The organism is Variovorax sp. 22077, assembly GCF_052044195.1.
Classification (GTDB): domain Bacteria; phylum Pseudomonadota; class Gammaproteobacteria; order Burkholderiales; family Burkholderiaceae_C; genus Variovorax; species Variovorax atrisoli.
The window spans coordinates 39,024-64,262 of record NZ_JBQEQC010000019.1 but is presented as its reverse complement, the minus strand read 5'-3'; the positions used below and the strand labels follow the sequence as shown (position 1 = coordinate 64,262).

Here is a 25,239-nt window from a genome sequence, read left to right as displayed (position 1 = left end):
CCTCTGGGACGTGCGGGATAGGAAGGGACGGGATTGTAGAAAGCGGGCCCGATTCGATAATCGCGCCATGAACCCGACTCTCATGAACCCGCTCGCGCCGCTGCGCCTCACGAGTTTTTCGCATGGAGGCGGCTGCGGCTGCAAGATCGCGCCCGGCGTGCTGTCGCAGATCCTGAAGAACCAGGCCGGCGGGCTGATCCCGCCCGAGCTCATGGTGGGCATCGAGACCGCCGACGACGCAGCCGTCTACCGGCTCAACGACCAGCAGGCGCTGATCGCGACCACCGACTTCTTCATGCCCATCGTCGACGACCCGTACGAGTTCGGCCGCATCGCCGCGACCAACGCGATCAGCGACGTGTACGCGATGGGCGGGCGCCCGATCATGGCGCTGGCGCTCGTCGCCATGCCGATCAATCAGCTGCCGGTGGAAGTCATCGCCGAGATCGTGCGCGGCGGACAGGACGTGTGCCGCGCGGCCGGCATCCCCATTGCGGGCGGCCATACCATCGATTCGGTCGAGCCCATCTACGGCCTCGTCGCCATGGGCCTGGTGCACCCCGAGCGCGTACGCCGCAACGCCGACGCGAAGGCCGGCGACGTGCTCGTGCTGGGCAAGCCGCTGGGCGTGGGCGTGCTCTCCGCCGCGCTCAAGAAGGAACAGCTCTCCGAGACCGGCTACCGCCAGCTCATCGAGAACACGACGAAGCTCAACACCCCCGGCATCGCGCTGTCGGCTCTCGACGGCGTGCATGCGCTCACGGACGTCACCGGCTTCGGCCTGGCCGGCCACGCGCTCGAGCTGGCGCGCGGCGCAAAGCTCAGGGCCGTCATCGAGTGGTCGAGGGTGCCGCTGCTCGAGAACGTGGTGGTGATGGCCGCCGAAGGCATGGTCACCGGCGCGTCCGGCCGCAACTGGGCCGGCTACGGCGCCGACGTGAAACTCGTCCCCGGCCTGCACGCCACCACGCAGAACCTGCTGAGCGATCCGCAGACCTCGGGCGGACTGCTCGTGAGCTGCGCGCCCAATGCGGTCGATGCGGTGCTGAAGGTCTTCCGCGACGAGGGCTTCGCGCGCGCCGCAGTCATCGGCCGCGTGGAAGCCGGCGAGCCGTCGCTGCACGTGGTGCCCTGAAGAAGCAGTTCTACGCCGACTCGTCGAATGCCCGCTCGACGGCGGAGGGAGGAAGGAGTCGAACCTTCCCGGCGACGGCTGGCGCCACCAACCGGGTTTGAAGCCCGGCCGCCCCACCAGGGGCGATCTCCCTCCATGATCCGATTCGTCGTTCAAGGCCTTGCCCCGAACAACGACGTATCCGGCCGCAGCAGGTGCGTGTCTTTCACGCGCCGCGTGTAGCCCACACGATCGAAGAATTCCAGCAGCTGGATTGCGCGCTTGCGCCCCAGCCCGGTTGCGTCCCTGAAGCTCGCGGCCTCAAGGCCCGCAGGCCCGTCGAGGCAATCGCGCGCGATCGCCGCAAGGCGCTCCACCGTCGCCAATGGATAGTACAGGTCCTTCACCACCTGGAAGGTCTCGCCGCGGCGCGCGAGGCTCGCGAGCGTCTGCCGCACCATCGCTTCGCTCGCCGCGCAGTCCTTGGCCAGGTCGCGCACCCACGGCGGGTCGAAGCCGCGGTCGGCCAGCCTGGGCAGCAGCTTCTGCGCGAGCTTCTGCTCCGCCTCGTTGAGGCGCGCGGCATGGTCGGGCAGGTGCAGCCAGGTGCCGCTGCGCACCAGCGTGCCCCGCGCGACCAGCTCGTCGAGCGCATGGCGCCAGAGCGCGTCGTCCGTGCGTGGGCCGGCAAGGCGCTTGAGGCGGCGCGCATCGGGGCCGACTTCGTCTGGTGCGGTGCGATGGAAATCCGCGAGGCGCTCCGCGATCTGTTCCTCGAGCACGCCCAGGTGCGACCGAGCGATGGCCGTGTGGCCGATGCGCACCGCGTCGGCCGGCAGCGGAAGAGCCTCTTCGTCGGCCAGCGAGAGCGCACGCGCCGCCTGTGCGGTGTCGATGCCCAGCGGCGCGTTGTGCAGCAGCGCGGCCACGCGGGCAGCCCGTTCGTCGATGGCCCACGCCGCCAGCGTGCGCAGCCGCTCGGGCGTGCGGCGATAGCGCACCGGCGCGAACGGATCGAGCACGCGCACGCCCGCCACCGTGCGCGTGGCCGAGGCATCGCGCAGCACGCCGCGGTCGCCGTGCCATGCGCCTGCAGGCTCGCGCAGCACCAACTGGGCAAGGGCGGTCTCTCCGGGCGCGAGGGCATCGCGGTCGAGCAGCGCGACCGACGCCATCACGTCGCTCGCGCCCAGGTGCGCATGCACCGTCGCGCCCGAGGGCAGCGGCTTCGCCTCGTCGGGCCACAGCGTGAGCAGGATGTCGATGCGCGCCGAGGCGAGCGCAACCGACGGCGTGCAGACCCACTCGCCGCGATGCACCTCGTCCTTGCCGACGCCGGCCAGTGCGAGCGCACAGCGCTGCCCCGCGTGCGCCGACTCGGCCTGCTGGTTCTGCGCATGGATGCCGCGCACGCGCACCGTGCGGCTGCCCGGCGCGATGCGCAGCTCGTCGCCGATGCGCACCGTGCCGCTGAAGACCGTGCCGGTGACGACGGTGCCCACGCCGGAGAGGCTGAACGACCGGTCCACCGCGAGGCGGAAGGCCAGGCCTTCCTCGCGTGAATGTTCCTGACGGGCGACCTCCAGCAACCGCTCGCGCAGCGCGTCGATGCCTTCGCCCGTGGTGGCCGACACCGCCAGCATGGGCGCCCCGGCCAGCGGCGTGGGCGCGAGCAGGGCGGAGATGCCGGCCCGCACCTCGGCCAGACGCGATTCGCGAACGACCTCGTCGATGCGGTCGATCTTGGTGATGGCCACCGTCGCCTCGCGCACGCCGAGCAGCGCCACCACCGCGAAGTGCTCGCGTGTCTGCGGCATCACGCCGTCGTCGGCCGCCACCACCAGCAGCGCGTGGTCGATGCCGGTCGCGCCGGCGAGCATGGTGTGCAGCAGCCGCTCGTGGCCCGGCACGTCGACGAAGCCCAGCGACACCCCGTCTGGCGCGTGCAGGTACGCATAGCCGAGCTCGATGGAAATTCCGCGTCGTTTTTCCTCGGGCAGCCGGTCGGTGTCGACGCCGGTGAGCGCGCGAACCAGCGTGGTCTTGCCGTGGTCGATGTGGCCTGCGGTGCCGATGATCATCGTGGGTATGCCGTCACATGAAGTTGCGGGTGTGCAGTTCGGCGAGGCGCTGAGCCTCGTGGTGCCCGAAGCCCAGCCGCGAGAGCCGCGCCCGGCGCCCGGCCGCCATGTCGCGCTGCAGCTGCTGCACGGCCGCGTGCCCGCGCGCGACGGCAGCGGGCGAGAGTTCGCCGGCCGCCAGCAGCACCAGTGAGTCGAACACCTCCTCGTTGAGGCCCGCCGTGCCGGCCAGCGTGTCGTAGCGCAGCTCGATGGCGTTGCGCAGCCGCACCTGGTAGTCGGGCTGCACCGAGAGCCGGTATTCCAGGTGCGCCATGCCGAAGGCGACATGGCGCGCTTCGTCGCGCGCCGCGAGCCGCGCGATCTGCCGGGTCACCGGGTCGGGCGCGTGCGCATGCAGGAAATTGAGCAGGTTCACGAAGCTGCCTTCGCCGAGCACCGCCAGCAGGAAGGTGGCAATGGAGAAATCGGGCGCATCGAACAGCGTGCGCAGCGAGGCCTGCCCGCCCGCCGTCGACAGCGCCGGCCGGTGGCCGCGCAGCGTGGCGCGGCGCGTGAACACCTCCACGTGCCGCGCCTCGTCCGCGCACTGCAGCGCCAGCAGCTGCAGCACCTCGCGGAAGTGCGGGTGGATCTGCCCGAGGTGGCGCGCCGGCACCAGCAGCGCGGCGTTCTCGTTCTCGATCAGGTAGGTCATCACCTGCACCACGGCGGCTTCGACGGCGTCCGGCAGCTCGAAGGGTGCGTCCCAGTCGATGGCGGTGGCCGGGTCCCACTGGGCTGCGGCCGCCTGCCGATAGAGCTCGCCGGCCGTGGCGGCCCAGAGCTCGTCGCGGCGGTGCAGCGCGAAGAAAAAGGGCGGGCTGCCGGCTTCCACCGTGGCGCCGCGCGCGGCCAGGCCCCAGCCGGGCGGGGCGTCCGGGGCCGGGGCATCGCCGGCGTCGCCTGTCGATTGAGCGCCCAGCCAGCGGCCCTCGGCATGCGGGCCGCGCGTGATGGCCGCTTCATCCTGCCCGGCATCGAAGCGCAGCGCATGACCCTGGCTGCGGCACCAGGCCTCCAGGTGCATGCGCCAGTCCGGCGAGCGCCCGCGCACGCGCAGCTCGCCGCCCACCGGCCGTTCGGCCAGCGCGCGGCGAATGAGCAGCAGGGCGCCCTGGTCGAGGCCCAGCGACTCAATATCGATAGTCGGGGTTGGTGATGCGGCCATCGCCGTCGTAGAAGGCTTCGTCGTCCACCGCACGTTCGAGCAGCGCATAGCCGCTGGTGCGGCCGGCGCGCCATTCGCGCAATCCTTCGAGTTCGAGCAGCGGGCGCACCTGCGGGTCGTCCCAGCGCATCGCCATCAGCAGCGAGACGAAGCGGTCGACCAGCCCGGCCGGCGCGCCGGGGCTGGTGGTGAAGTTGCAGTGGTCGTAGGCGCCGGTGCGCGCCAACACGCGCGTGGCGCCCGGCGGCAGCGTGCCGTCGAGGCCGAAGGCCAGGTGGTTGCCGTCGATCAGGCAGCAGGCGTCGATCTCGCCGGCCATCAGCGCGAGCGCCGCATCGCGCTCGCCGCCGATGTGGTCGCCGTGCTTGCCGCCGAGCACGTCGAAGTAGCGCGCCTGGAAGTCGCGCTGCTTCACCAGGCCTTCGCTGCGCAGGTGGTCGAGCGGAATCAGCGTGGCCTGCGGCGAATCGAGCGCGCCGAACCCGATGGTCCTGCCGCGCAGGTCGGCCAGCGACTGCACCGGGCCGTCGGCGCGCACGACGATGGCGGAGCGCAGGTCGCAATCGGTGTCGCGCATGGCCACGGCTTGCACCTTCAGGCCCCGGCTGCGCGCGATGCGCTCGGCGCGTACCCAGGCCAGCGGCGAGTTCCACGCGAGGTGCAGCGTGCCGTCGAACTGCGCCTCGACCTGGCTTTCGTAGTTCGAATACAGCACGTAGTCGAAGGCCAGGCCGTTCTTCGCGAAGAAGGCCTTGAAGCCCTCCCAGATGGTGACGACCTTGGGCGCGTAAGCCACCGCGCCCATGATCAGCGTGGGTTCAGGCATGGAATCGATCCTTCCTCAGAACAGCGGCAGGCCGGTGACGGCCTTGCCGATGAAGTCGTAGAGCACGTCGGAGGTCGGCGCCATCACGCTCGACGCGCGGGCGTCGCGGAACAGCCGCTCGATGCCCGCCTCCTTGCGGAAGGCCGCGCCGCCGCACACGCGCATCGCGATGTCGGTGACTTCGAGCGCGGTCTCGGCGGCGGCCGCCTTCACTTCGAGCACGCGCAGCATGGTGTCGGCGCGGCCCGCGCCGATGGCTTCGATGGTGTCGGCCAGCAGCGCCTGCGCCATGTCGGCCTTGATGCGCCCCTTCGCAAGGTAGGCGCGGATGGTGGGCAGGTCGGCCAGCGATGAGCCGAGGTGCACGTGACGCGTCTGGCCCACGTGGCCGATGGCGCCTTGCAGCGCACCTTCCATCAGGCCGGTCGAGCAGGCCGCGCTGAGCACCGAGAACCACGGCAGCACCACGCCCATCATGGTGTCGAAGCCCTTGCCGTCCTCGCCGAGCCTGGCGCTCGCGGGAACGCGCACGTTGCTCGCGGTGATCGGCGTGGAGGCGTTGCCGCGCAGCCCCAGCCCGTTGAAGCGGCCGGGCTGGCTCAGCCCGTCGGATTTCGCGTCGACCAGCCACAGCGTGCTGGCGCCTTCGGCCGCGAGCGGCTTGCTCGACCACACGTAGCTGTCGGCCTCGAAGGCGGAGGTGACCCAGCTCTTGCGGGCGTCGAGCACCACGCTGCTGCCGTCCGCGCGCGCGGTGCCGGTGGGCGCCCAGAAGTGGCTGCGCGAATCGGCCTCGGAAAAGGCCAGCGTGCTCAGGTGCTTGCCCCTGGCGACGGCGCGGCGCGTGTCCTCGGGGCCGAACTGTTCGAGCACGGCCGTGGCGCAGTAGTGCATGCACACGATCATCGCGGTGGAGGGGCAGGTCTGCGCGATGCGCGAGACCACCTGCGCGGCCTCCTTCAGGCCCAGGCCCTGTCCGCCGACCGACGCGGCCGAGACCAGCCCGAGCAGGCCGGACTCGCCCAGCGCCGAGATCGTCTCTCGTGGAAAGCGTCCCTCGGCGTCGGTGCGCTGGGCCAGGGGCTTCAGCGTTTGCGTTTCGATACCGGCGAGCACTTCGAGGGGACTCATCGCTTTCTCCAGACAGGTGGTTGAGGGAAAGGGGGCGCTACAGCAGCCGCTCGCGCAGGGTGGCGAGCTGGCCCGTGAAGGGCATGCTGTCTTCCAGGCAGCGCAGGTCGAGCAGCAGGCGGTCTTCGGCGATGCGTCCGATCACCGGCAGCGGCAGGCCGCGCAGCGCGGTGGCGAGGGCGTCCAGCGCGGTGCCGATGCCCTTCTTCGAGGTGCCGGCCGGCGCAAGCGCGAGGCCCGCGGAGGGCAGGCGCTCCACCGGCAGCGAGCCGGAGCCGATCTGCCCGAGCAGCGGCACCACCTCGACCGTGAAGCGCGGTGCCACGGCCGCCTGCACAGGCTCGCGCAACGCCTCGGCCATCTCGCGGATCGCATCGGCGGGCCGGGTGAGCAGCCGCAGCGTCGGCAGGTCCTGCGCGAGGCGCTCGGGCCGCAGGTAGAGCGACAGCGTCGCCTCGAGCGCGGCCAGCGGCAGCTTGCTCATGCGCAGCGCGCGCTTCATCGGGAACTTGCGGATGCGGCCCACGGCTTCCTTGCTGCCCACGATGAGGCCGGCCTGCGGTCCGCCGAGCAGCTTGTCGCCCGAGAAGGTGACCACGTCGCAGCCGGCCGCGAGCATCTCCTGCGGCAGCGGCTCGCGCGGCAGGCCGTAGCGCGCGAGGTCGACCAGCGAGCCGCTGCCCAGGTCGGTGGCCAGCGGCACGCCGCGCGCATGCGCGATGCCGGCGAGCGTGGCCTCGTCGACGGCCGAGGTGAAGCCCTGCACGGCGTAGTTGCTGGTGTGCACCTTCATCACGAGCGCGGTGCGATCGTTGATGGCGCGCTCGTAGTCCTGCGGATGCGTGCGGTTGGTGGTGCCGACCTCGACCATGCGCGCGCCCGCGCTGGCCATCACGTCGGGCATGCGGAAGGCGCCGCCGATCTCCACCAGCTCCCCGCGCGAGACGATCACCTCGCGTTCGCGCGCCAGCGCCGCGATGGTGAGCAGCACCGCGGCGGCGTTGTTGTTGACCACCGTGGCGGCCTCGGCGCCGGTGATGGTGCACAGAAGCTCTTCGACCAGCGAGTCGCGGTCGCCTCGGCTGCCGGTGGCGAGGTCGTACTCGAGGTTGTTGGGCGACGTCATCACCGCCAGCAGCCGCTGCAGCGCCGCATCGGCCAGCAAGGCGCGGCCCAGGTTGGTGTGGATGACGGTGCCCGTGAGGTTCAGCACCGCCTTCATGCGCGGCGCGAGGCGCGACTGGATGCGCGCGGCGAGCGCGTCGCCGAGCGCATCGGGCCGCACGTCGGCAGCGGCGAGTTTGCCTGCGACGGCTTGTGCGCGAAGCCCTTCGAGCAGCGCGCGCGCCTCTTTCACCACGAGCGTGTGGCCGTTCTCGGCCAGCAATGCACCCGGCACGGCGAGGCGCAGCAATTGATCGACAGAAGGCAGATCCTGGGGCCTTGCCGTCGAGCCGTGGACCACGGACTCTTCGGGCATCGCCATCAGCCGCCTCCGCCGTCGTCTGGTATTTCGGGGTCGCTGAACAGCAGCATCAGGTTGTGGCCGCTGCGCTGGTGGCCGCCTTCGGACACGAGCAGATCCAGCGTGACGCTCGCCAGGTCGTCTGCAACGGGTTCGACCTCGGGGTCCTTCTCCATCACGACCTGCTTGAGGTAGTGGCCGCAGCTGTCGCAGCACTCGGCCTTCACCGCGCCTTCGCGCGCGCCGGTGGCCGGAAGTTCCACGCCGGGCTGCGGCGCCAGCGACTCGAAGTGGATGCCCTTGGTGCTCTCGCAGTGCGTGCACTTGATGCGCACGTAGTGCCACTCGGTGCCGCACAGCGAGCAGTGCAGGTAGCGAAAGCCCGCCTCGTCGGCGCCGATGCGCGTGATGCTCGCTGTGGGTGCGCTGCCGCAGCAGGGGCATTCGTTGCCGGGGTCGGTGCGGCCGTAGATGTTCTCGCCTGCGCTCTCGGCCACCTGCAGCACCAGGTGCGTCCAGTAGGCCTGCAGCCCGGCGGCGATCAGCGGCGCCGCGGCAAGGTCGAGGCCGAACATGATGCGGCGCGAGAGCCGGTCGGCCTGCGCGTCGATCCATGCGTCGTCGGCGGCCGCCACGCGGTCGAGCGTGTCGCGTGCGGGGCCTTCGGGCAGCCTTGCGCGAAAGAGTGCGAGCAGCCGGCGCAGTTCATTCAGCCAGACCGGATCGCGCGTCCAGCCGAAGGCGGGCATCGGCGGCTTGAGCACCTTCGCGGCGGCCTCGAGCGCTTCGGATCCGGGCAGCTCGACAGGCGGGTAGTCCTGCAGCACCTGGTGCTGCGCCTGGGCGAGGTCGGCGATGAAGATCAGGTACTCGCGCATCGGATGCGATGCCGCGAGCTGCCGCAGCCTGAGCTGGCGGTCGGAGAAGGCGAGGGAGCGCACCGGCAGGCGCAGGAACGGCATCTGCCGCCCGGCCTGCATGGCGATCTGCTCCGGCTCGAGGACGCGGGTGGTCCGGATCGGCGGTGGATTGCCGTTGGAACTGCTCATCCGGACGACTCTACAGCCATTCGCACGATTTGCGATACGCGATCGCCCCGAGTCCCCGCAGGGCGGCCCGGGTTTGTTCGCAGGATGCCGCTGAACCGCCGTTGCCGGGCCGGAGGTATCGCCCCCGGAAGGGGGAAGGCGCGCGCCACACGAAGTGCGCGCAGCCTGGAGAGAACCAGTTCATTCCCCCCGGGTCATCTTGCGGTGCCACAGCGGATGGTTGAGCTTGGCCCAGCCTTCGGTGACCGTGCCGCGCGTCATCGCGCGCAGCGTGCCCTTGACCCAGATGGCCGCGTAGATGTGCGTGATGACCGAGAGGATCAGCACCACGGCCGAGGCCGCGTGCACCACCACCGCGATGCGCCGCAGGATGATCGGGAAGAAGCCCACGAACCACGGGCTCCAGAACATGAAGCCTGTCACCAGCAACAGCAGCAGGCTGATACCGAAGGCCCAGAACACCAGCTTCTGGCCGGCGTTGTATTTGCCCACCGGCGGCATGCTCGACTTGTCGCCCTTGAGCATCTTCGGCGCATTGGCGATCCAATCGCGGTCGCCCTTGTCGAGGATGTTCTCGCGCCACATCGTGAAGAACAGGAACACGAAGCCCAGCACCATCAGCAGCCCCATGAAGGGATGCAGGATGCGCGTCCAGGGCCCGCCGCCGAAGAGCGCGCTCAGGAAGAACAGGCTCGGGTGGAAGAAGGCCAGGCCCGAGAGCGCCGCGGCGAAGAACATGATCGCGACGAACCAGTGGTTCATGCGCGTGGCGTCGCGGTAGCGGCGAAGGTAGTAGCGTGTCATCGCGTTCTTCTCCTCATGCGCGGGGTGCGGTGGGCGGCGTCGAAGAGGCCGAGGCCGGCGGCTGCTCGATCACCACCACGTCGTCGGGCCTGCCGTCGCGGCCGGCGTCGGGATGGTCGTCCTTGGGCTCGATGGGGCCGGTCTTCATGTAGTGGAAGAAGCTGCCCACCACGGCGCCGATCATGGCGACCACGGCGAGCGGCTTGGCGACGCCCTTCCACAGCGACACCAGCGGGCTGATGTGCGGGTCCTTCGGAAGGTCGGCGTACAGCTGCGGCCGGTCGGCGTGCTGCAGCACGTACATCACGTGAGTGCCGCCCACGCCCGCCGGGTCGTAGACGCCGGCGTTGGCGAAGCCGCGCTCCTTCAGGTCGACGATGCGCTCCGAGGCGTACTCGTGCATGTCCTCCTTGGTGCCGAAGTGCAGCGCGCCGGTGGGGCAGGCCTTCACGCAGGCCGGCTCCAGGCCCACGCCCACGCGGTCGGAGCACAGCGAGCACTTGTAGGCCTTGTTGTCGACCTTGCTGATGCGCGGCACGTCGAAGGGACAGCCGGTGACGCAGTTGCCGCAGCCCACGCAATGCTCGCTGATGAAGTCGACGATGCCGTTGGCGTACTTGACGATGGCACCCGGCGAGGGGCACGACTTCAGGCAGCCGGGGTCTTCGCAGTGCATGCAGCCGTCCTTGCGGATCAGCCATTCGAGCTTGCCGGCTTCGGGCTCGACCTCGGAGAACTTCATCACCGTCCAGGAGGCGGGCGTGAGGTCGACCGGGTTGTCGTAGGTGCCGTGCGTGGTGCCGACTTCGTCGCGCAGGTCGTTCCACTGCATGCATGCGACCTGGCAGGCCTTGCAGCCGATGCAGGCCGACACGTCGATCAGCTTCGCGACCGGCTGGATCTGCGGCCGATGGCGGATCTCGGGCGACGGCGTGGTCGTGGCCGAGCGGGCGGCGATGTCTAGGGTTTGAAGAGATGACATCGTTCAGGCCTTCTCGATGTTTACGGTGAAGGACTTGTACTCCGGCGTCTGCGTGTTCGCGTCGCCCACGAACGGCGTCAGCGTGTTCACCAGATAGCCGGGCTTGGCGATGCCCACGAAGCCCCAGTGGTTCGGCAGTCCTACGGTATGGACCGTGCGCCCGTCCACCTGAAGTCCCACGATGCGCTTGGTGACCACGGCCACGGCCTTGATGTAGCCGCGCTTGCTCGACACCTTGACCATGTCGCCGTGGCCGATGCCCTTCTCCTTCGCGAGCTCTTCGCCGATCTCGACGAACTGCTGCGGTTGGATGATGGCCGAGGTACGCACGTTCTTGGTCCAGTAGTGGAAGTGCTCGGTGAGCCGGTAGCTGGTCGCCACGTACGGGAAGTCCTTCGGCACGCCGAGCCTCTCGAGGTCGCCCTTGAAGATGCGTGCCGCGGGGTTGGCGCGCGCCTTCTCGTTGTTCGGGTGCATCAGGTTGTTGACCAGCGGCGACTCGAACGGCTCGTAGTGCTCGGGCAGCGGTCCTTCGGCCATGCCGGTGGGCGCGAACAGGCGCGCCACGCCCTCGGCGGTCATGATGAAGGGGCGCACCGCGTCGGCTTCCGTCGGGTTGGCGTCGGGCCGGATGTCGGGAATGTCCGAACCTGCCCACTGCTTGCCGTTCCACGCGATCAGGCCGCGCCTGGCGATCCATGGCTTGCCGGTGGCGGGGTCGGTGGACGCGCCGTTGTAGAGGATGCGCCGGTTCGCCGGCCAAGCCCACGCCCAGTTCTGCACCATGCCGATGCCGTACGGGTCGGCGTTGTCGCGCCGCGCCATCTGGTTGCCGGCCTGCGTCCATGCGCCCGAGTAGATCCAGCAGCCGCTGGCGGTGCTGCCGTCGTCGCGCAGCAGGCCGAAGCCCGAGAGCTGTTCGCCGGCCTTGGCCAGCGGGGGCTTGGTCGGGTCCTTCGGATCGGTCAGGTCGGCGAGCGCGCGGCCGTTGTATTCCATCGCCAGTTCCTGCGCGGAGGGCGAGTGCGGAATCTTGTAGGGCCAGGTGAGCTTGACGATCGGATCGGGGAAGGCGCCGCCGTCCTTCGCGTAGGCGGCGCGCAGCCGGTTGAAGATGCCGGCGACGATCTCGATGTCGCCCTTGGCCTCGCCCGGCGGCTCCGCGCCCTTCCAGTGCCACTGCAGCCAGCGGCTGGAGTTGGTGAGCGAGCCGTCCTCCTCCGCGAAGCAGGTGGAAGGCAGGCGGAACACCGTGGTCTGGATGTCGGCGCTCTTGACGTCGTTGAACTCGCCGAAGTTGCGCCAGAACTCGCTGGTCTCGGTCTGCAGCGGATCGATGGTGACCAGGAACTTGAGCTTCGAGAGCCCGTCGACGATCTTCTTCTTGTCGGGGAAGGAGCCCACCGGGTTGAAGCCCTGGCAGATGTAGCCGTTGAGCTTGCCCTGGTTCATGAGCTCGAAGGCCTGCAGCACGTCGTAGAGCCTGTCGATCTTAGGCAGGTAGTGGAAGGCCCACTCGTTCTCCGCCGTGGCCGCGTCGCCCCACCACGACTTCTGCATGCTGACGAAGAACTTCGGGTAGTTCTGCCAGTAGCTCATCTGGTTGGGCCGCAGGGGCTTGAGCGCGCGGGTCTTGTAGTAGTCCTCCAGCGTCTGCTCGCTGTCACGCGCCAGCGACATGTAGCCCGGCAGGGAGTTCGACAGCAGCCCCAGGTCGGTCAGGCCCTGGATGTTGCTGTGGCCGCGCAGCGCGTTCATGCCGCCGCCCGGCACGCCGATGTTGCCCAGCAGCAGCTGCACGATGGCGCCGGTGCGGATCATCTGCGAGCCCTGGCTGTGCTGCGTCCAGCCCAGCGCGTACATGATGGTCATGGTGCGCTGGGAGGTGCTGGTGCTCGCGATGTACTCGCACACCTTCAGGAACTTGTCCTTCGGCGTGCCTGTGATGCGGCTCACCATGTCGGGCGTGTAGCGCGAATAGTGCCGCTTCATCACCTGAAGCACGCAGTTCGGGTCCTGCATGCTCATGTCGACCTTGGCCATGCCCTGCTCGTCGAGTGCGTAGCCCCACGACTTGGGGTCGTAGTTGCGCTTCTCGGCGTTGTAGCCGCTGAACAGGCCGTCCTCGAACTTGTAGTCGGGGCCGACGATGAAGGTCGCGTTGGTGTAGTTGCGGACGTACTCGGTCTGGATCCTGTCGTTGCTCAGCAGGTAGTTGATGACCCCCGCCAGGAAGGCGATGTCCGACCCCGCGCGGATCGGCGCGTAGTAGTCGGCCATGGCGGCCGAGCGCGTGAAGCGCGGGTCGACCACCACCAGGCGGGCCTTGTTCTGTTTCTTGGCTTCGATGACCCACTTGAAGCCGCACGGATGCGCCTCCGCGGCGTTGCCGCCCATGATCAGCACGACATCCGCGTTCTGGATGTCCTGCCAGTGGTTGGTCATCGCGCCTCTGCCGAACGTCGGGGCCAGACTGGCCACCGTAGGTCCGTGTCAGACGCGTGCCTGGTTGTCGAACACCAGCATTCCGGTCGAGCGGAATGCCTTGTGCGTGATGTATCCGGTTTCGTTGGACGAGGCCGAGGCGCAGAGCATGCCGGAGCTGGTCCAGCGGTTCACGGTCTTGCCGTCAGCGTTGGTGGTCTGGAAGTTGGCGTCGCGGTCGGCCTTCAGCAGCTTGGCGATGCGGTCGAGCGCCTCGTCCCAGCCGATGCGCTTCCACTCCGTGGCGCCGGGTTCGCGCACCTCGGGGTATTTCAGGCGCATGGGGCTGTGCACGAAGTCGAGCAGGCCGGCGCCCTTGGGGCACAGCGTGCCGCGGTTGACGGGGTGGTCGGCATCGCCCTCGATGTGGAGGATGTCGGACACCACGTTCTTCGCCTTGTCGCCAAGGCTGTACATGATGAGGCCGCAGCCCACCGAGCAGTACGGGCAGGTGTTACGTGTCTCGGTGGTGCGCGCGAGCTTGAAGTTGCGGGCCTCGGCCAGCGCGGCGGTCGGCGAGAAGCCGAGCGCGGCGATGCTGGAGCCGACCAGCCCCGCGCTGCTGACGCGGAAGAATTGCCGGCGGTTCATGTCCATGACGGAACCTCCTGCGGCGGTGAAGTGGGGGGTCGTTTCATCGTGGTCTTCTTTTCTTCTTGCGGGTAACTCGAACGAAAGCTGGCAAGCCGCGCTACTTCGGCGCCGAACCGTCGCCAGCGCTGGGCGCGGGCGCCGCGCCGCCGGACGAGCCGGCGCCGCCCGGGCCGCTCATGCCGCCGACGGCTGCGCCGCCTTCGGACGGCCCGTTGTGGGACGTGGTGGACTCGACCTTGTCGCCGGACTCGGCAGGCGTGATGCCGGTGGGGCTGGCGCCGGTCGTGCCGGCGCTGGCCTTGGGGGCGGGGGGTTTGGGATCGCAGGCGCTCGAGAGCACGCCGAGGGCCAGGCACAGACCCAGGGTTCGCAGGCGCTGAGATTGCAACATCGACACTCCTTCGGGGAAAGGATCGCCAGATAGTGGAATGTTTTTATTTGCCTCGTCGCCGCCGCCAAAGAATGTCTGATCGGAGCGAAGGGGTGTTTGAGTCGCATCATGCGGCAGGGCCGGTGTGCGGGCAAGTAGGCCAAAACCGGCAATAACCCTCGAATCCGGCTGCGAGCGAGCCTCTCGGCTATCGTCGCGGCCATGAATGCCTCCCTTCGCCTGGGTTGGCGCACGCTCTGGCGCGACCTGCGTGCCGGCGAGCTGCGCCTGTTGATCGTCGCCGTGCTCCTGGCCGTGGCCGCGCTCACGGCCGTCGGCTTCTTCGCCGACCGGCTGCAGGGCGGGCTCAAGCGAGACGCGCGGCAGCTGCTGGGCGGCGACGCGGTGATCGTCAGCGACAACCCGACGCCCGAGGCTTTCGTGGCGCAGGCCAAGTCGCTGGGGCTGCAGGGCTCCTCTACGTACGGCTTCCCGACCATGGCCCGCGCCGAGGACGCGCAGGGCGGCGCCAGCAAGCTGGTGGCGCTGAAGGCGGTGACCACGGGCTACCCGCTGCGCGGCAGCCTGCAGACCTCCACCACCATCGATGGCGCGGGTGCCGTCACGCGCGACATCCCGCCGCCGGGCGAGACCTGGGTCGATGCCTCGCTGCTCGACTCGCTGGGCCTGAAGGTCGGCGACACGTTGCTGCTCGGCGACACCGGCCTGCGCGTGGGCCGCGTCATCACGCTGGAGCCCGATCGCGGCGCCGGCTTCATGAGCTTCTCGCCGCGCGTGATGCTCAACCAGGCCGACGTGGCCCGCACCGGGCTCGTGCAGCCGGCCAGCCGCGTGGGCTACCGATATGCCGTGGCCGGCAGCGACGCCGCGGTCAAGCGCTTCACCGACTGGGCCGACGCCACCATCAAGAAGGGCGAACTTCGCGGCGTTCGGCTCGATTCCTTCGAAAGCGGCCGGCCCGAGATGCGCCAGACGCTCGATCGCGCCGAGAAATTCCTGAGCCTCGTCGCGCTGCTGGCTGCGCTGCTGTCGGCTGTGGCGGTAGCGCTGGCCGCGCGCGGCTTCGCGGCCAGCCACCTCGACGACTGCGCGATGCTGCGCGTGCTCGGCCAGAGCCAGCGCACCATCGCTGTGGCCTATGCCTTCGAGTTCGCGGTGATCGGCATCGTGGCCAGCGCACTGGGCGTGGCCATCGGCTTCGCGGTGCACTACGTGTTCGTGCTGCTGCTGGCGGGGCTGGTCGAGACCGCGCTGCCCGCGGCCACGCTGTGGCCCGTGGCCTTCGGGCTCGGCATGGGGCTCACGCTGCTCTTCGCCTTCGGCCTGCCGCCGGTGCTGCAGCTGGCGCGCGTCCCGCCGCTTCGCGTGATCCGGCGCGACGTGGGCGGGCTCAAGCCCGCGTCGCTCGCGGTGCTGGGCGTCGGCGTCGCGGGCTTCGCGGCCCTGCTGATGGCGGCCAGCAGCGACATCAAGCTGGGGCTCATCGCCGTCGGCGGCTTCGCGGGGGCGGTGGCGGTGTTCGCGCTCTTGAGCTGGCTGGCAGTGAAGGTGCTGCGCCGCAGCGTCAACGAAACGACCGCGCCGCGCTGGCTGGTGCTGGCGACGCGGCAGATCTCGGCGCGGCCGGCCTATGCGGTGGTGCAGGTCAGCGCGCTCTCGGTGGGGCTGCTGGCGCTGGTGCTGCTGGTGCTGCTTCGCACCGACCTCGTCGCGAGCTGGCGCCAGGCCACGCCGCCCGACGCGCCGAACCGCTTCGTCATCAACGTCATGCCCGACCAGAGCGAGGCTTTCCAGAAGTCGCTGCGCGATGCAGGCGTGAGCAAGTTCGACTGGTACCCGATGATCCGCGGCCGGCTCGTGGCCATCAACGACAAGCCGGTCTCGCCCGACGACTACACCGAGGACCGTGCCAAGCGACTGGTCGACCGCGAATTCAACCTCAGCAACAGCCTGGAGGCGCCGCCGCACAACAGCATCACCTCCGGCAAGTGGACACCCGGCGCGTCCGGCGAGGTGAGCGTGGAAGAGGGCCTGGCCGAGACGCTGGGCCTGAAGATGGGCGATGTGCTGCGCTTCGACATCGGCGGCATGCAGAACGATGCGCGCATCACCTCGCTGCGCAAGGTCGACTGGGGCTCGATGCACGCCAACTTCTTCGTGATGTACACGGTGGCCTCGCTCGCCGACGTGCCCACCACCTACATGGGCGCCTTCCGCGCGCCCGAGACGCGCGGCTTCGACAACGCGCTGGTGCGCAGCTATCCGAACGTGACCAACGTCGACATGAGCGCGACCATCAACCAGGTGCAGCGCGTGCTCGATCAGGTGATCCGCGCGGTCGAGTTCCTGTTCGGCTTCACGCTCGCGGCCGGTCTCGTGGTGCTCTTCGCCGCGGTGACGGCCACCCGCGAGGAACGCGCGCGCGAGTTCGCGGTGATGCGCGCGGTGGGCGCGCGTGCCAGCCTGCTGCGGCAGGTACAGCGCGCCGAGCTCGCGGGCGTGGGCCTGCTCGCGGGTTTCCTCGCGAGCATCGTGGCCGCGCTCATCGGCTGGGGGCTCGCGCGCTTCGTGTTCGAGTTCACCTGGACCGCCTCGCCGCTGGTGCCGGTCGCCGGCGCGCTGGCCGGGGCGGTGCTGGCGCTCGGCGCCGGATGGTGGGGCCTGCGCGAGGTGCTGCGCCGGCCGGTGGTCGACACCTTGCGGCGCGCGGCGGAGTAATTTTTTTCTTTTCTTCGTGGCGATGCGAAGCAAGACGAGGCCGGGGATGCAATACATTCCCCGGCCCCGTATCCATTTCAAGAAGAGAGAAATTCCCGCATGCGCCTGGCGTCATTCCAGATCACCAACTTTCGCTCGATCAACGACAGCGGCCTCATCGACTCCACGCAGATCACCACGATCCTCGGCCGGAATGACAGCGGCAAATCGAACCTGCTGCGCGCGCTGCACAGCCTGAACCCCGCCGAAGGCATCGCCGAACTCAGCCCCATCAAGGACTTCCCGCGCCATCGCCGCCTGGAAGAGTGCACGGGCGACACGCCCGTCGTGTTCACGCGCTGGAGCCTCGACGAGAGCGAGCAGGCCGAGCTGGCCGCGATCCTGCCGCGCGCGGCAGGCGTGCGCCACGTCACCGCGAGCCGCGGCTATGCCGCCGTCCGCACGGCCGGGTTCGAAGGACTCGGTGCCCTGTCGCTGGACGTGAGCGAGATCAAGGGCAAGGTCCGCAAGATCGTGCCGGCAGTCAAGGCCGCGGCCGAGAAGGTCGCAGACGAGGCGAAGGCCGCGCTGGACCAGGAAGCCGACCTCTTCGACGCCGCGATGATCATGAGCCCCGACTACATCAGGTGGTCGGCCGGCGCGGTCAAGGCGGCGCAGGCCCTGCGCAAGGCGCTGGCCGTGGCCGGCGCCGAGCTCAGCGACAAGCAGGAGCAGATGCTCGGCGAGCTGGAAGACATGGCCCTGGCCATCGCCAACGACGCGCCCGCGCTGGAGCGCGCGCGGGAATGGGTCGTCGGCAAGCTGCCGCGCTTCGTCTACGTCGACGAATACCCGGCGCTGCCCGGGCGCCAGAACATCGCCGAATACCTGGGGCGCGAGGGCTGGGGCCAGCTCACGCCCGAGCAGCAGAGCTTCGGCAGGCTGTGCAAGGTCGCGGGGCTCGACCTGCGGCAGCTGCAGGCCCTGCTCGAGAAGAACGACCAGGCCACGCGCAACCAGCTCGTCAACCGCGCCGGCTCGGTGGTGACCGCCGAGATCCGCCGCCTCTGGAAGGACCGTGCGCTGAAGGTGCGCTTCAACCTCGACGGCCAGTACCTCGACACGCTGGTGTCCGACCCGAACGCCGCCTACGAAGTCGAGGTGAACCTGCAGGAGCGCAGCCGCGGCTTCCAGTGGTTCTTCTCGTTCTACGTCGCCTTCTTCGCCGACACCCGCGGCGGCCGGGCCGAGGACGCCGTGCTGCTGCTGGACGAACCCGGCCTGCACCTGCACCCCCATTCGCAGGCCGACCTGCTGGCGCACCTCGAAAAGGACTTCGCCGGCAACCAGGTCATCTACACCACGCATTCGCCGTTCATGGTGCCCGCCCACCGCCTCGACGCCGTGCGCACCGCGAGCCTGAGCGAAACGGCGGGCACCACTGTGAGCAACACCGCCGAGGGCGACGAGCGCACGCTGTTTCCGCTCAAGGCCGCGCTGGCGCTGAGCCGGATGGCGAGCGAGCCGGTGACGCAGGACGCGGCGAAGCCGCTGGCTGCGACGCAGGAACCGGTGAAGCCCGCGCCCGCCAGGCCTGCGAAGTCGGCAAAGTCCGCCGAGACGGCCAAGCCGGAGCCTGTGAAGCCAGAACTCGCCAAGCCCGTTGTCGTGGAAAGCGCGAAGCCGGTGGAAGCGGCACTTGTCGCGGTGGCCGCGCCTGCGCCCGCGATGGCTGAGGCGGCGAAGGCTGCCGCTCCCGCGAAGATCGATGCAGCCAAGCCCGAAGCGGTAGAGCCGGTCGTCGTGGAAAGCGCCAAGCCGGCACAAGCAGCACCTGTCGCAGTCGCTGCGCCGGCCGTTACGCCTGCGACGCCCGAATCGACGAAGCCGCCGGTCGTCGAGAGCACCAAGCCAGTCGAGCCCGTCGCGGCGGCGCCGGTCGCCGTGGCTGCCATGTCCGCGGAGACCCCCGTGGCGCAAAGCGTCGAGGAGCCGGTCGCCGCCATCGGTCAGCAAGCGGAGCAGCCGGCAGAAGTCGCCTGACGGGCAGGCCTGTCAACTCATGCGGCGCCAACCATGCGCCGCATGTGCAGGCTTTTCCTCGGTTCATGGCGCCATCGCTTCCTCCCTGAACATGTGCTCCCCCGCGAAGTCCACGAACGCCCGCACCTTCGGCGACAGCTGACGGCTCGACGGCCACAGCGCCGTGAACTGGCCCTGGCGCACGAGGTGCGTGGCCAGCACGCGCTGAAGTTCGCCGCGGCACAGCGAGTCGCGCGCGAGGAAGTCGGGCATGTAGGCCACGCCGAGGCCGGCGACTGCCGCGCTGAGCATGGCTTCCATGTTGTTGCACAGCAGGCCGGGCGGCAGCTGCGCGGGCAGGCCGGGCAGGTCCCAGTCCTCGATCTTTCCGCCGGTGGCGAACTTGTAGCGAAGGCAGGCGTGCCGCGCGAGGTCGGCCGGCGTCTGCGGCACGCCGTGGCGCTCGAGGTAGGCCGGCGAGGCGACGAGCACGAAGCGGAACGGGCCGAGCCGGCGCGCCACCAGTTGCGAGTCGACCAGCTCGCCGCTGCGGATCGCCACGTCGACGCCCTCGGCGATCACGTCGACCAGCCGGTCGTTGAAGTCGAGGTCGAGCTCGATCTCGGGGTAGCGCTGCCTGAAGGCAGGCAGGATCGGCAGCAGGAAGCGGTAGCCGATGGTCGGCAGGCTCACGCGCAGGCGGCCGCGCGGCGCGGCCACGGCGTCCTGCATCATGGACCGCGCGTCGTCCAGTTCGTCGAGGATGCGGCGGCAGCGCTCGTGGAAGAGGGCGCCTTCCTGCGTCAGCCGCATGTGGCGCGTGGTGCGGTTGAAAAGGCGCACGCCGAGCTGCTCCTCGAGCCGCGCGACGTTCTTGCCCACGGCCGAGGCCGAGATGCCCAGGAGCCGGCCGGCCCTGGCAAAGCTCGACAGGTCGGCCGCCCGCACGAAGGATTCGAGTCCGCTGAAGCTGTCCATGGATTGGCAACCTTTGGTTGGGAGTGTGTGGAGCAATGAGGCGATTCTCAGTGCATTGATTCCTTTCTATCTTCGTGCCTTCCTTTTTACCTTCCGCGAAAGCACGTTCCGATGTCCGCTTCTTCTTCCTCCAGGAACTGGCTCCTGGCCGCCGTTTGCCTCGCGGCGCTGGGCATGCCGCTGAGCTTCACAGGCCCGGCGGTGGTGCTGCCCGCCGTGCGCGATGCGCTGGGCGGCAGCCCGGTGCAGCTCAACTGGGTGACCAACGCCTTCATGCTGAGCTTCGGCGCCACGCTGATGGCCGCCGGGGCGCTGGCCGATGCATACGGGCGCAAGCGCGTCTTCCTGCTGGGGCTCGCGGTGGTGGCGCTCAGCGCCTCGCTGCTGACCCTGGCGCCGGGCATCGTGGCCTTCGACCTGGCGCGCGCGCTGCAGGGGCTGGGCTCGGCCGCAGCCTTCGCGGCAGGCACGGCCGCGCTGGCACAGGTGTTCGACGGTGCGGCGCGCACGCGGGCCTTCAGCCTGATCGGCACCTCGTTCGGCGTGGGGCTGTCTTGCGGCTCCATCGTGTCGGGCTGGCTCGCGGAGCGCTTCGGGTGGCAGGCGGTGATGCTGAGCCCCGGCGCGGTGAGCCTCGCGGCGCTGTGCATTGCTTCGCTGGCGATGCGCGAATCGCGCAACCCGCAGGCGATGGGGCTCGACGTGCCGGGCACGCTGAGCTTCACCGCCGCGCTGAGCCTGCTGACCCTGGGCGTGCTGCAGGCGCCCGACAGCGGCTGGGGCAGCCCCTGGGTGCTCGGTGCGCTGGCGGGCGCTGCGGCGATGGGCGCGGTCTTCGTCGCCATCGAAAGGCGCGTGCCGCATCCGATGCTCGACCTGTCGCTGTTCCGCTTTCCGCGCTTCGTCGGGGTGCAGCTGCTGGCGGCCGCGCCGGCCTACGGCTTCGTCGTGCTGCTGGTGCTGCTGCCGATCCGCTTCGTGGGACTCGAAGGGCGCAGCGCGATCGAGGCGGGCGCCTTCATGTTCGCGCTCTCGGGGCCGATCCTCGTGGTTCCGACGCTGGCGGCATCGCTGGCGCACCGGTTCTCGGCCGGCGCGATCTCGGCCGTCGGGCTGCTGGTGTGCGCTGCAGGCCTCTTCTGGCTCAGCCGCTGCGCGCCGGGCACGCCGCTCGCCGGGATGGCGTGGCCGCTGCTGCTCATCGGCGCCGGCATCGGGCTGCCCTGGGGCCTGATGGACGGGCTGGCCGTGAGCGTGGTGCCGCGCGAGCGCGCAGGCATGGCCTCGGGCATCTTCAACACGGTGCGGGTGGCGGGGGAGGGCATCGCGCTGGCACTCGTCGGAGCGGGCCTGACCGCGCTGGTGACGGCGCATCTGGGGCAAGTCGCCGGCGCATCGCAGGCGGCGCAGCGCGTGACCACCGGCAACCTCGCGCAGGCGCTGGCGCTGCTGCCCGGCATGGACCGCGCGGCCTTGCTGCACGCGTATGGCGCGGCGTTCGGCACGCTGCTGTGCGTGCTGGCGGGGGTGACGGTGCTGACGGCGCTCGTCGTGTTCGCTTTCCTGCGCGGCGAGACGCACGCCGAGGCCGGCGCCGTGGCGCTGGAGTCGACGGCCTGCTGAATCAGGCTGCTTCGGCGGCCTCGAAGATGTCGCGCAGCCACTGCGTGAACACGCGCACGCGCGAGGACAGCTGCCGGTTCTGCGCGTAGAGCACCGAGACGGGCATCGGCGGCGGCGCGAACTCGGGCAACAGCACCTTCAGCCGCCCCTGCGCCAGTTCGCCCGCCACGCGGTAGCGCGGCACCTGCACCAAGCCCAGTCCCGCGACGGCCGAGCCGGTGTACAGGTCGGCACCGGTCACCGAGACGATGCCGCCGAGCTGCACGCTCGTCACCCGCCCGTCGACGGTGAATTCGAGCGGGAGGGCCTTGCCCGTGGCGCTGGAAACGTAGTGGATGGCGCGGTGCGAGGCCAGCTCCTCCAGGCTGCGGGGCTCGCCATGCGCCTCCAGATAGGCGGGGCTCGCGACCGTGACCTGCGGCAGCAGCGCCACGCGCCGCCCGATCATCGAGGAGTCCTGCAGCGTGCCGGCGCGCAGCACGCAATCGACGCCTTCGCGCACCAGGTCGACGAGGCGGTCGTCCTCGCCGATGTGCAGCTCGAGCTCGGGGTAGCGCGCCAGGAAGCCCGGCAGCGCCGGCACCACGAAATGCCGCGCCAGCGTGCCCTGCAGGTTCACGCGCAGCAATCCCTTGGGCGCGGCGTCGCGGAACAGGCCCTCGGCTTCCTCCACGTCGGCCAGCAGCCGCACGCAGCGGCGGTAGTAGGCCTCGCCGTCCTGCGTGAGGCGCACGGTGCGGGTGGTGCGCTCCAGCAGCCGGGTGCCGATGCGCTGCTCCACGCGCTTGATCAGATTGGTGACGGTCGCACGGGGAATCCGCAGGTCTTCGGACGCCTGCGTGAAGCTCTGGCGCTCTGCGATGCGCACGAAGGCCTGCATTTCCTGGAAGCGGTCCACGGGCGGCTTGCCGGTCTATTGTTGAAGTGGATGGAATATTAATGGCGATCAGGTGCTGATTATCTTTTGGGCGGAACGATCGAAGATTCGCCTCACCAACCAACCTCCACCGCAAAGGACACCAGCCATGACCCGCTCATCCACCCCCAAGGTCGCCATCGTCACCGGCGCATCGCGCGGCATCGGCGCCGCTGTCGCGCAGCGCCTCGCCAGGGACGGCTTCGCCGTCGCCGTCAACTACGCATCGAGCCCTGCGCAGGCCGACGCCCTCGTCGCCGAGCTGACGGCCGCTGGCGGCAGAGCCATCGCCGTCAAGGCCGACGTGGCCCGCGCCGACGAAGTGCGCGCCATGTTCGACGTCGTCGAGGCGCAACTCGGCAAGGTCGAGGTGCTGGTCAACAACGCCGGCGTGCTCAAGACCCTGCCGCTGGCCGAGCACAGCGACGCGCAGTACGACCAGAGCTTCGACATCAACGTGCGCGGCACCTTCAACACGCTGCGCGAGGCCGCCGCCCGCCTGAACGAGGGCGGGCGCATCGTCAACTTCTCCAGCACCACGCTCGCGCTGAACATGCCCGGCTACGCGATCTACAACGCCACCAAGGCGGCGGTCGAGGCCTTCACGCACGTGTTCGCCAAGGAACTGCGCGGCCGCAGCATCACGGTGAACGCCGTGGCGCCGGGCCCGATCGCCACCTCGCTCTTCCTCGACGGCAAGACCGAGGAGCAGATCCAGGCCTTCGCGAAGATGCCGCCGCTGCAGCGCCTGGGCCAGCCCGAGGACATCGCATCGGTGGTGTCCTTCCTTGCCGGGCCCGACGCGGGCTGGGTCAACGGACAGATCCTGCGCGCCAACGGCGGACTCGCCTGAGCGGCGGACTCCAAGCGAAACAAGCCGAAGGAGAAACACGCCATGAAGAAGCAGATCGTCCTCGTCACCGGTGCCGGCAGCGGGATCGGAAAGCTCACAGCACTGTCGCTCGCCGAGGCGGGCCACGTCGTCTACGCATCGATGCGCGACATCGCCGGACGCAACAACGCCCGCGCCGCCGAACTGCGCGCGCTGGCCGCGCAGAAGAAGCTGCAGCTGCATCCGCTCGAACTCGACGTGCTCTCGCAGGAGTCGGCCGATGCCGCCGCAGCGACCATCGTGCGCGAGCAGGGCCATCTCGACGTGGTGATGCAGAACGCCGGCCATCTCGTGGTCGGGCCCACGGAGGCCTTCACGCCGCAAGAGATCGCGAAGGTGTTCGACACCAACGTGCTCGGTGCGCAGCGCGTGAACCGTGCGGTGCTGCCGTACCTGCGGGCGCAGGAATCGGGTCTGATGCTGTGGATCAGCAGCACGACCACAAAGGGCGGCTTTCCGCCGTTCATGGGGCCGTACGGCGCGGCGAAGGCTGCGATGGATTCGCTGGCCGTCACGCTGGCCTACGAGATCGCGCGCTTCGGCATCGAGACTTCCATCGTCGTGCCGGGCGCCTTCACCAAGGGCACCGACCACTTCCCGAGCGCGGGCAGGCCAGCGGATGCCGCCATCGCCGCAGCCTATGCCCGCTACGACGGACTCATGGACCAGATCGGCGCGCGCCTCTCGGCGCTGACGCCCGACGGCGCCGACCCGCAGGCCGTGGCCGACGAGATCGTGCGCATCGTGGGCATGCCCGCCGGCACGCGGCCGATGCGGTCGGTGGTCGACTTCGTCGGCGACGGTGCGGCGGAGGTCTTCGAGGTGTCGGAGCGCGTGCGCATCGAGTTCGCCAGGCGCATCGGCATGGCCGACCTGCTGGAGGCCAAGGTGCGCCGCTGAACAAGGCGTCACGAAGAGCAGGGCGGTCTTCCTGTCCAATAGCGGCATGGAAAACCCGTCCCACGACCTCATTGCCGAACGCGTGACCGAACTCGAGATCAAGTCGAGCTACGCCGAAGACCTGCTCGACCAGCTCAACATGACGATCTACCGCCAACAGCAGCAGATCGACCGGCTGATCCTGCAGGTCACTCAACTGAAGGAGCAGATGCAGAGCTCAGGCCAGGACGGCGCCGCGCGCAACCCGCGGGACGAACTCCCACCGCACTATTGACACCCCCCAGGCTTCGCGCACTTCGTGTCGCTGCGCCAACCCCCTCGCCGGGGGCAACACCGATGGCCCGGCAAAGCCGGTTCCATGGTGTTCCTGGAATCAGCGGTCAGCCATGCGCATGCCAGAGCACGGCGAAGAAGTGGCAGGTGCTGCCGGCAAGCACGAACAGGTGCCACACCGAATGGGCGAAGCGCACCTTGTTGTCGAACAGGAACACCACCGCACCGGCCGTGTAGAAGAGCCCGCCGGCCACCAGCCAGCCCAGGCCTGCGGCCGACATGCGCTCGTACAGCGGCACGGCGGCCATCAGCGCCATCCAGCCCATCGCCACGTACAGGCCGGTGGACCACAGCGGATGCTTCAGCCGGTTGAACAGCTTGGCGCCCACGCCCAGCGCCGCCGCCGCGCAGATCGCGCCGAACAGCGTCCAGCCCAGCGGGCCGCGCAGCACGCCGAACAGGAAGGGCATGTAGCTGCCCGCGATGAAGAGGTAGATGGCTGCGTGATCCAGCCGGTTGAACCACGCCTTGGCGCGGCCGATCGGCAGCGCGTGGTAGAGCGTTGAGATCAGGTACAGCACGATGGCCGTGCCCGCGAAGAGGCTGGCACCGACCACGGCCGCGGCCTGGCCCTTCTGTGCGGCGCTGTAGACCAGGATCGGCAGCGAGGCGATCGCGAGCGCAAGGCCCAGGCCATGGCTCAGTGCGTTGAAGAGCTCCTCCATCGCCGTCTGGTCGCGTGCGGCGAGGACGGCGGTCTTGCTGCGTTGCGGGGGCGGGGGAGAGGGTGTCGAAAAGGTCATCGTC

Annotated in this window: 20 protein-coding genes and 1 tRNA gene; 7 read left to right on the top strand and 14 right to left on the bottom strand. The window is 69.6% G+C overall.

What is annotated here, in order from left to right:
• Positions 1–67: 67 nt before the first annotated feature.
• Positions 68–1,135 carry a selenide, water dikinase SelD gene (gene selD / locus ACTJLF_RS24425; protein ID WP_440884066.1) on the top strand — a complete coding sequence of 356 codons (1,068 nt, stop codon included), beginning with the start codon at positions 68–70 and terminating at the stop codon, positions 1,133–1,135.
• A 42-nt stretch (positions 1,136–1,177) separates the two neighbouring features.
• Here selD and ACTJLF_RS24420 read toward each other — a convergent pair.
• From ACTJLF_RS24420 to ACTJLF_RS24370, 11 genes are all read right to left on the bottom strand, one after another.
• Positions 1,178–1,270, bottom strand: a tRNA-Sec gene (locus tag ACTJLF_RS24420).
• A gap of 17 nt (positions 1,271–1,287) precedes the next feature.
• On the bottom strand, positions 1,288–3,195 hold the full coding sequence (gene selB / locus ACTJLF_RS24415) for a selenocysteine-specific translation elongation factor (RefSeq protein WP_440884065.1): 1,908 nt from the start codon (positions 3,193–3,195) through the stop codon (positions 1,288–1,290).
• A 13-nt stretch (positions 3,196–3,208) separates the two neighbouring features.
• Positions 3,209–4,405 carry a ferritin-like domain-containing protein gene (locus ACTJLF_RS24410; protein WP_440884064.1) on the bottom strand — a complete coding sequence of 399 codons (1,197 nt, stop codon included), beginning with the start codon at positions 4,403–4,405 and terminating at the stop codon, positions 3,209–3,211.
• Entirely contained in the window at positions 4,371–5,231 is an 861-nt protein-coding gene (locus tag ACTJLF_RS24405; protein ID WP_440884063.1) for a phosphate/phosphite/phosphonate ABC transporter substrate-binding protein, read from the bottom strand. The genes ACTJLF_RS24410 and ACTJLF_RS24405 overlap by 35 nt, the downstream gene beginning before the upstream one ends.
• A 15-nt stretch (positions 5,232–5,246) precedes the next feature.
• A complete protein-coding gene (locus ACTJLF_RS24400) occupies positions 5,247–6,362 on the bottom strand; it encodes an acyl-CoA dehydrogenase family protein (protein WP_440884062.1) in 1,116 nt (371 codons plus the stop codon).
• Between the two features lie 37 nt (positions 6,363–6,399).
• Positions 6,400–7,848, bottom strand: a complete 1,449-nt coding sequence (gene selA, locus ACTJLF_RS24395; protein WP_440884061.1) for an L-seryl-tRNA(Sec) selenium transferase — start codon at positions 7,846–7,848, stop codon at positions 6,400–6,402.
• Complete coding sequence (gene fdhE, locus ACTJLF_RS24390; RefSeq protein ID WP_132753913.1) at positions 7,848–8,876, bottom strand: formate dehydrogenase accessory protein FdhE; 1,029 nt, start codon at positions 8,874–8,876, stop codon at positions 7,848–7,850. The genes selA and fdhE overlap by 1 nt, the downstream gene beginning before the upstream one ends.
• A gap of 180 nt (positions 8,877–9,056) precedes the next feature.
• The gene (locus ACTJLF_RS24385) at positions 9,057–9,680 is read right to left on the bottom strand and encodes a formate dehydrogenase subunit gamma (RefSeq protein ID WP_132753911.1); all 624 of its coding nucleotides are present in this window, start codon (positions 9,678–9,680) and stop codon (positions 9,057–9,059) included.
• Between the two features lie 13 nt (positions 9,681–9,693).
• On the bottom strand, positions 9,694–10,662 hold the full coding sequence (fdxH, locus tag ACTJLF_RS24380) for a formate dehydrogenase subunit beta (protein WP_132753909.1): 969 nt from the start codon (positions 10,660–10,662) through the stop codon (positions 9,694–9,696).
• Positions 10,663–10,665: 3 nt separating this feature from the next.
• On the bottom strand, positions 10,666–13,743 hold the full coding sequence (gene fdnG, locus ACTJLF_RS24375; protein WP_145760880.1) for a formate dehydrogenase-N subunit alpha: 3,078 nt from the start codon (positions 13,741–13,743) through the stop codon (positions 10,666–10,668).
• A gap of 94 nt (positions 13,744–13,837) precedes the next feature.
• Positions 13,838–14,131 carry a hypothetical protein gene (locus ACTJLF_RS24370; protein ID WP_440884060.1) on the bottom strand — a complete coding sequence of 98 codons (294 nt, stop codon included), beginning with the start codon at positions 14,129–14,131 and terminating at the stop codon, positions 13,838–13,840.
• A 201-nt stretch (positions 14,132–14,332) separates the two neighbouring features.
• Here ACTJLF_RS24370 and ACTJLF_RS24365 point away from each other — a divergent pair, with 201 nt between their 5' ends.
• Positions 14,333–16,849, top strand: a complete 2,517-nt coding sequence (locus tag ACTJLF_RS24365) for an ABC transporter permease (protein ID WP_126183111.1) — start codon at positions 14,333–14,335, stop codon at positions 16,847–16,849.
• A gap of 99 nt (positions 16,850–16,948) precedes the next feature.
• Positions 16,949–18,871 carry an AAA family ATPase gene (locus tag ACTJLF_RS24360; protein WP_440884059.1) on the top strand — a complete coding sequence of 641 codons (1,923 nt, stop codon included), beginning with the start codon at positions 16,949–16,951 and terminating at the stop codon, positions 18,869–18,871.
• Positions 18,872–18,934: 63 nt separating this feature from the next.
• On the opposite strand, the gene ACTJLF_RS24355 is transcribed toward ACTJLF_RS24360, so the two are convergent.
• Positions 18,935–19,828, bottom strand: a complete 894-nt coding sequence (locus ACTJLF_RS24355; RefSeq protein WP_440884058.1) for a LysR family transcriptional regulator — start codon at positions 19,826–19,828, stop codon at positions 18,935–18,937.
• Positions 19,829–19,939: 111 nt separating this feature from the next.
• Between ACTJLF_RS24355 and ACTJLF_RS24350 the strand changes: the two genes are divergently transcribed.
• Positions 19,940–21,451 carry an MFS transporter gene (locus ACTJLF_RS24350; RefSeq protein ID WP_440884057.1) on the top strand — a complete coding sequence of 504 codons (1,512 nt, stop codon included), beginning with the start codon at positions 19,940–19,942 and terminating at the stop codon, positions 21,449–21,451.
• A 1-nt stretch (position 21,452) separates the two neighbouring features.
• Here ACTJLF_RS24350 and ACTJLF_RS24345 read toward each other — a convergent pair whose 3' ends face one another.
• Positions 21,453–22,349: a LysR family transcriptional regulator gene (locus ACTJLF_RS24345; protein ID WP_184606233.1), complete on the bottom strand. Its 897-nt coding sequence runs from the start codon at positions 22,347–22,349 to the stop codon at positions 21,453–21,455.
• Positions 22,350–22,476: 127 nt separating this feature from the next.
• On the opposite strand from ACTJLF_RS24345, the gene ACTJLF_RS24340 reads away from it, so the two are divergent.
• Genes ACTJLF_RS24340 through ACTJLF_RS24330 form a run of 3 tightly spaced genes read left to right on the top strand, consistent with a single transcriptional unit; the run spans position 22,477 to position 24,433 of the window.
• A complete protein-coding gene (locus ACTJLF_RS24340; protein WP_440884056.1) occupies positions 22,477–23,220 on the top strand; it encodes an SDR family oxidoreductase in 744 nt (247 codons plus the stop codon).
• A 42-nt stretch (positions 23,221–23,262) separates the two neighbouring features.
• Complete coding sequence (locus tag ACTJLF_RS24335; RefSeq protein ID WP_132799376.1) at positions 23,263–24,159, top strand: SDR family oxidoreductase; 897 nt, start codon at positions 23,263–23,265, stop codon at positions 24,157–24,159.
• Between the two features lie 46 nt (positions 24,160–24,205).
• Positions 24,206–24,433, top strand: a complete 228-nt coding sequence (locus tag ACTJLF_RS24330) for a SlyX family protein (RefSeq protein WP_019656666.1) — start codon at positions 24,206–24,208, stop codon at positions 24,431–24,433.
• Between the two features lie 106 nt (positions 24,434–24,539).
• On the opposite strand, the gene trhA is transcribed toward ACTJLF_RS24330, so the two are convergent.
• Positions 24,540–25,235, bottom strand: a complete 696-nt coding sequence (gene trhA, locus ACTJLF_RS24325; protein WP_409327462.1) for a PAQR family membrane homeostasis protein TrhA — start codon at positions 25,233–25,235, stop codon at positions 24,540–24,542.
• Positions 25,236–25,239: the final 4 nt, after the last annotated feature.

Coding starts and splice junctions, on each gene's coding strand:
- ACTJLF_RS24405 (WP_440884063.1), bottom strand. CDS start 5,231: ATGCCTGAACCCACGCTGATCATGGGCGCGGTGGCTTACGCGCCCAAG.
- ACTJLF_RS24340 (WP_440884056.1), top strand. CDS start 22,477: ATGACCCGCTCATCCACCCCCAAGGTCGCCATCGTCACCGGCGCATCG.
- trhA (WP_409327462.1), bottom strand. CDS start 25,235: ATGACCTTTTCGACACCCTCTCCCCCGCCCCCGCAACGCAGCAAGACC.
- selD (WP_440884066.1), top strand. CDS start 68: ATGAACCCGACTCTCATGAACCCGCTCGCGCCGCTGCGCCTCACGAGT.
- ACTJLF_RS24410 (WP_440884064.1), bottom strand. CDS start 4,405: ATGGCCGCATCACCAACCCCGACTATCGATATTGAGTCGCTGGGCCTC.
- ACTJLF_RS24400 (WP_440884062.1), bottom strand. CDS start 6,362: ATGAGTCCCCTCGAAGTGCTCGCCGGTATCGAAACGCAAACGCTGAAG.
- selA (WP_440884061.1), bottom strand. CDS start 7,848: ATGGCGATGCCCGAAGAGTCCGTGGTCCACGGCTCGACGGCAAGGCCC.
- ACTJLF_RS24330 (WP_019656666.1), top strand. CDS start 24,206: ATGGAAAACCCGTCCCACGACCTCATTGCCGAACGCGTGACCGAACTC.
- ACTJLF_RS24360 (WP_440884059.1), top strand. CDS start 16,949: ATGCGCCTGGCGTCATTCCAGATCACCAACTTTCGCTCGATCAACGAC.
- fdxH (WP_132753909.1), bottom strand. CDS start 10,662: ATGTCATCTCTTCAAACCCTAGACATCGCCGCCCGCTCGGCCACGACC.
- ACTJLF_RS24365 (WP_126183111.1), top strand. CDS start 14,333: ATGAATGCCTCCCTTCGCCTGGGTTGGCGCACGCTCTGGCGCGACCTG.
- ACTJLF_RS24335 (WP_132799376.1), top strand. CDS start 23,263: ATGAAGAAGCAGATCGTCCTCGTCACCGGTGCCGGCAGCGGGATCGGA.
- ACTJLF_RS24370 (WP_440884060.1), bottom strand. CDS start 14,131: ATGTTGCAATCTCAGCGCCTGCGAACCCTGGGTCTGTGCCTGGCCCTC.
- ACTJLF_RS24355 (WP_440884058.1), bottom strand. CDS start 19,828: ATGGACAGCTTCAGCGGACTCGAATCCTTCGTGCGGGCGGCCGACCTG.
- selB (WP_440884065.1), bottom strand. CDS start 3,195: ATGATCATCGGCACCGCAGGCCACATCGACCACGGCAAGACCACGCTG.
- fdhE (WP_132753913.1), bottom strand. CDS start 8,876: ATGAGCAGTTCCAACGGCAATCCACCGCCGATCCGGACCACCCGCGTC.
- ACTJLF_RS24350 (WP_440884057.1), top strand. CDS start 19,940: ATGTCCGCTTCTTCTTCCTCCAGGAACTGGCTCCTGGCCGCCGTTTGC.
- ACTJLF_RS24385 (WP_132753911.1), bottom strand. CDS start 9,680: ATGACACGCTACTACCTTCGCCGCTACCGCGACGCCACGCGCATGAAC.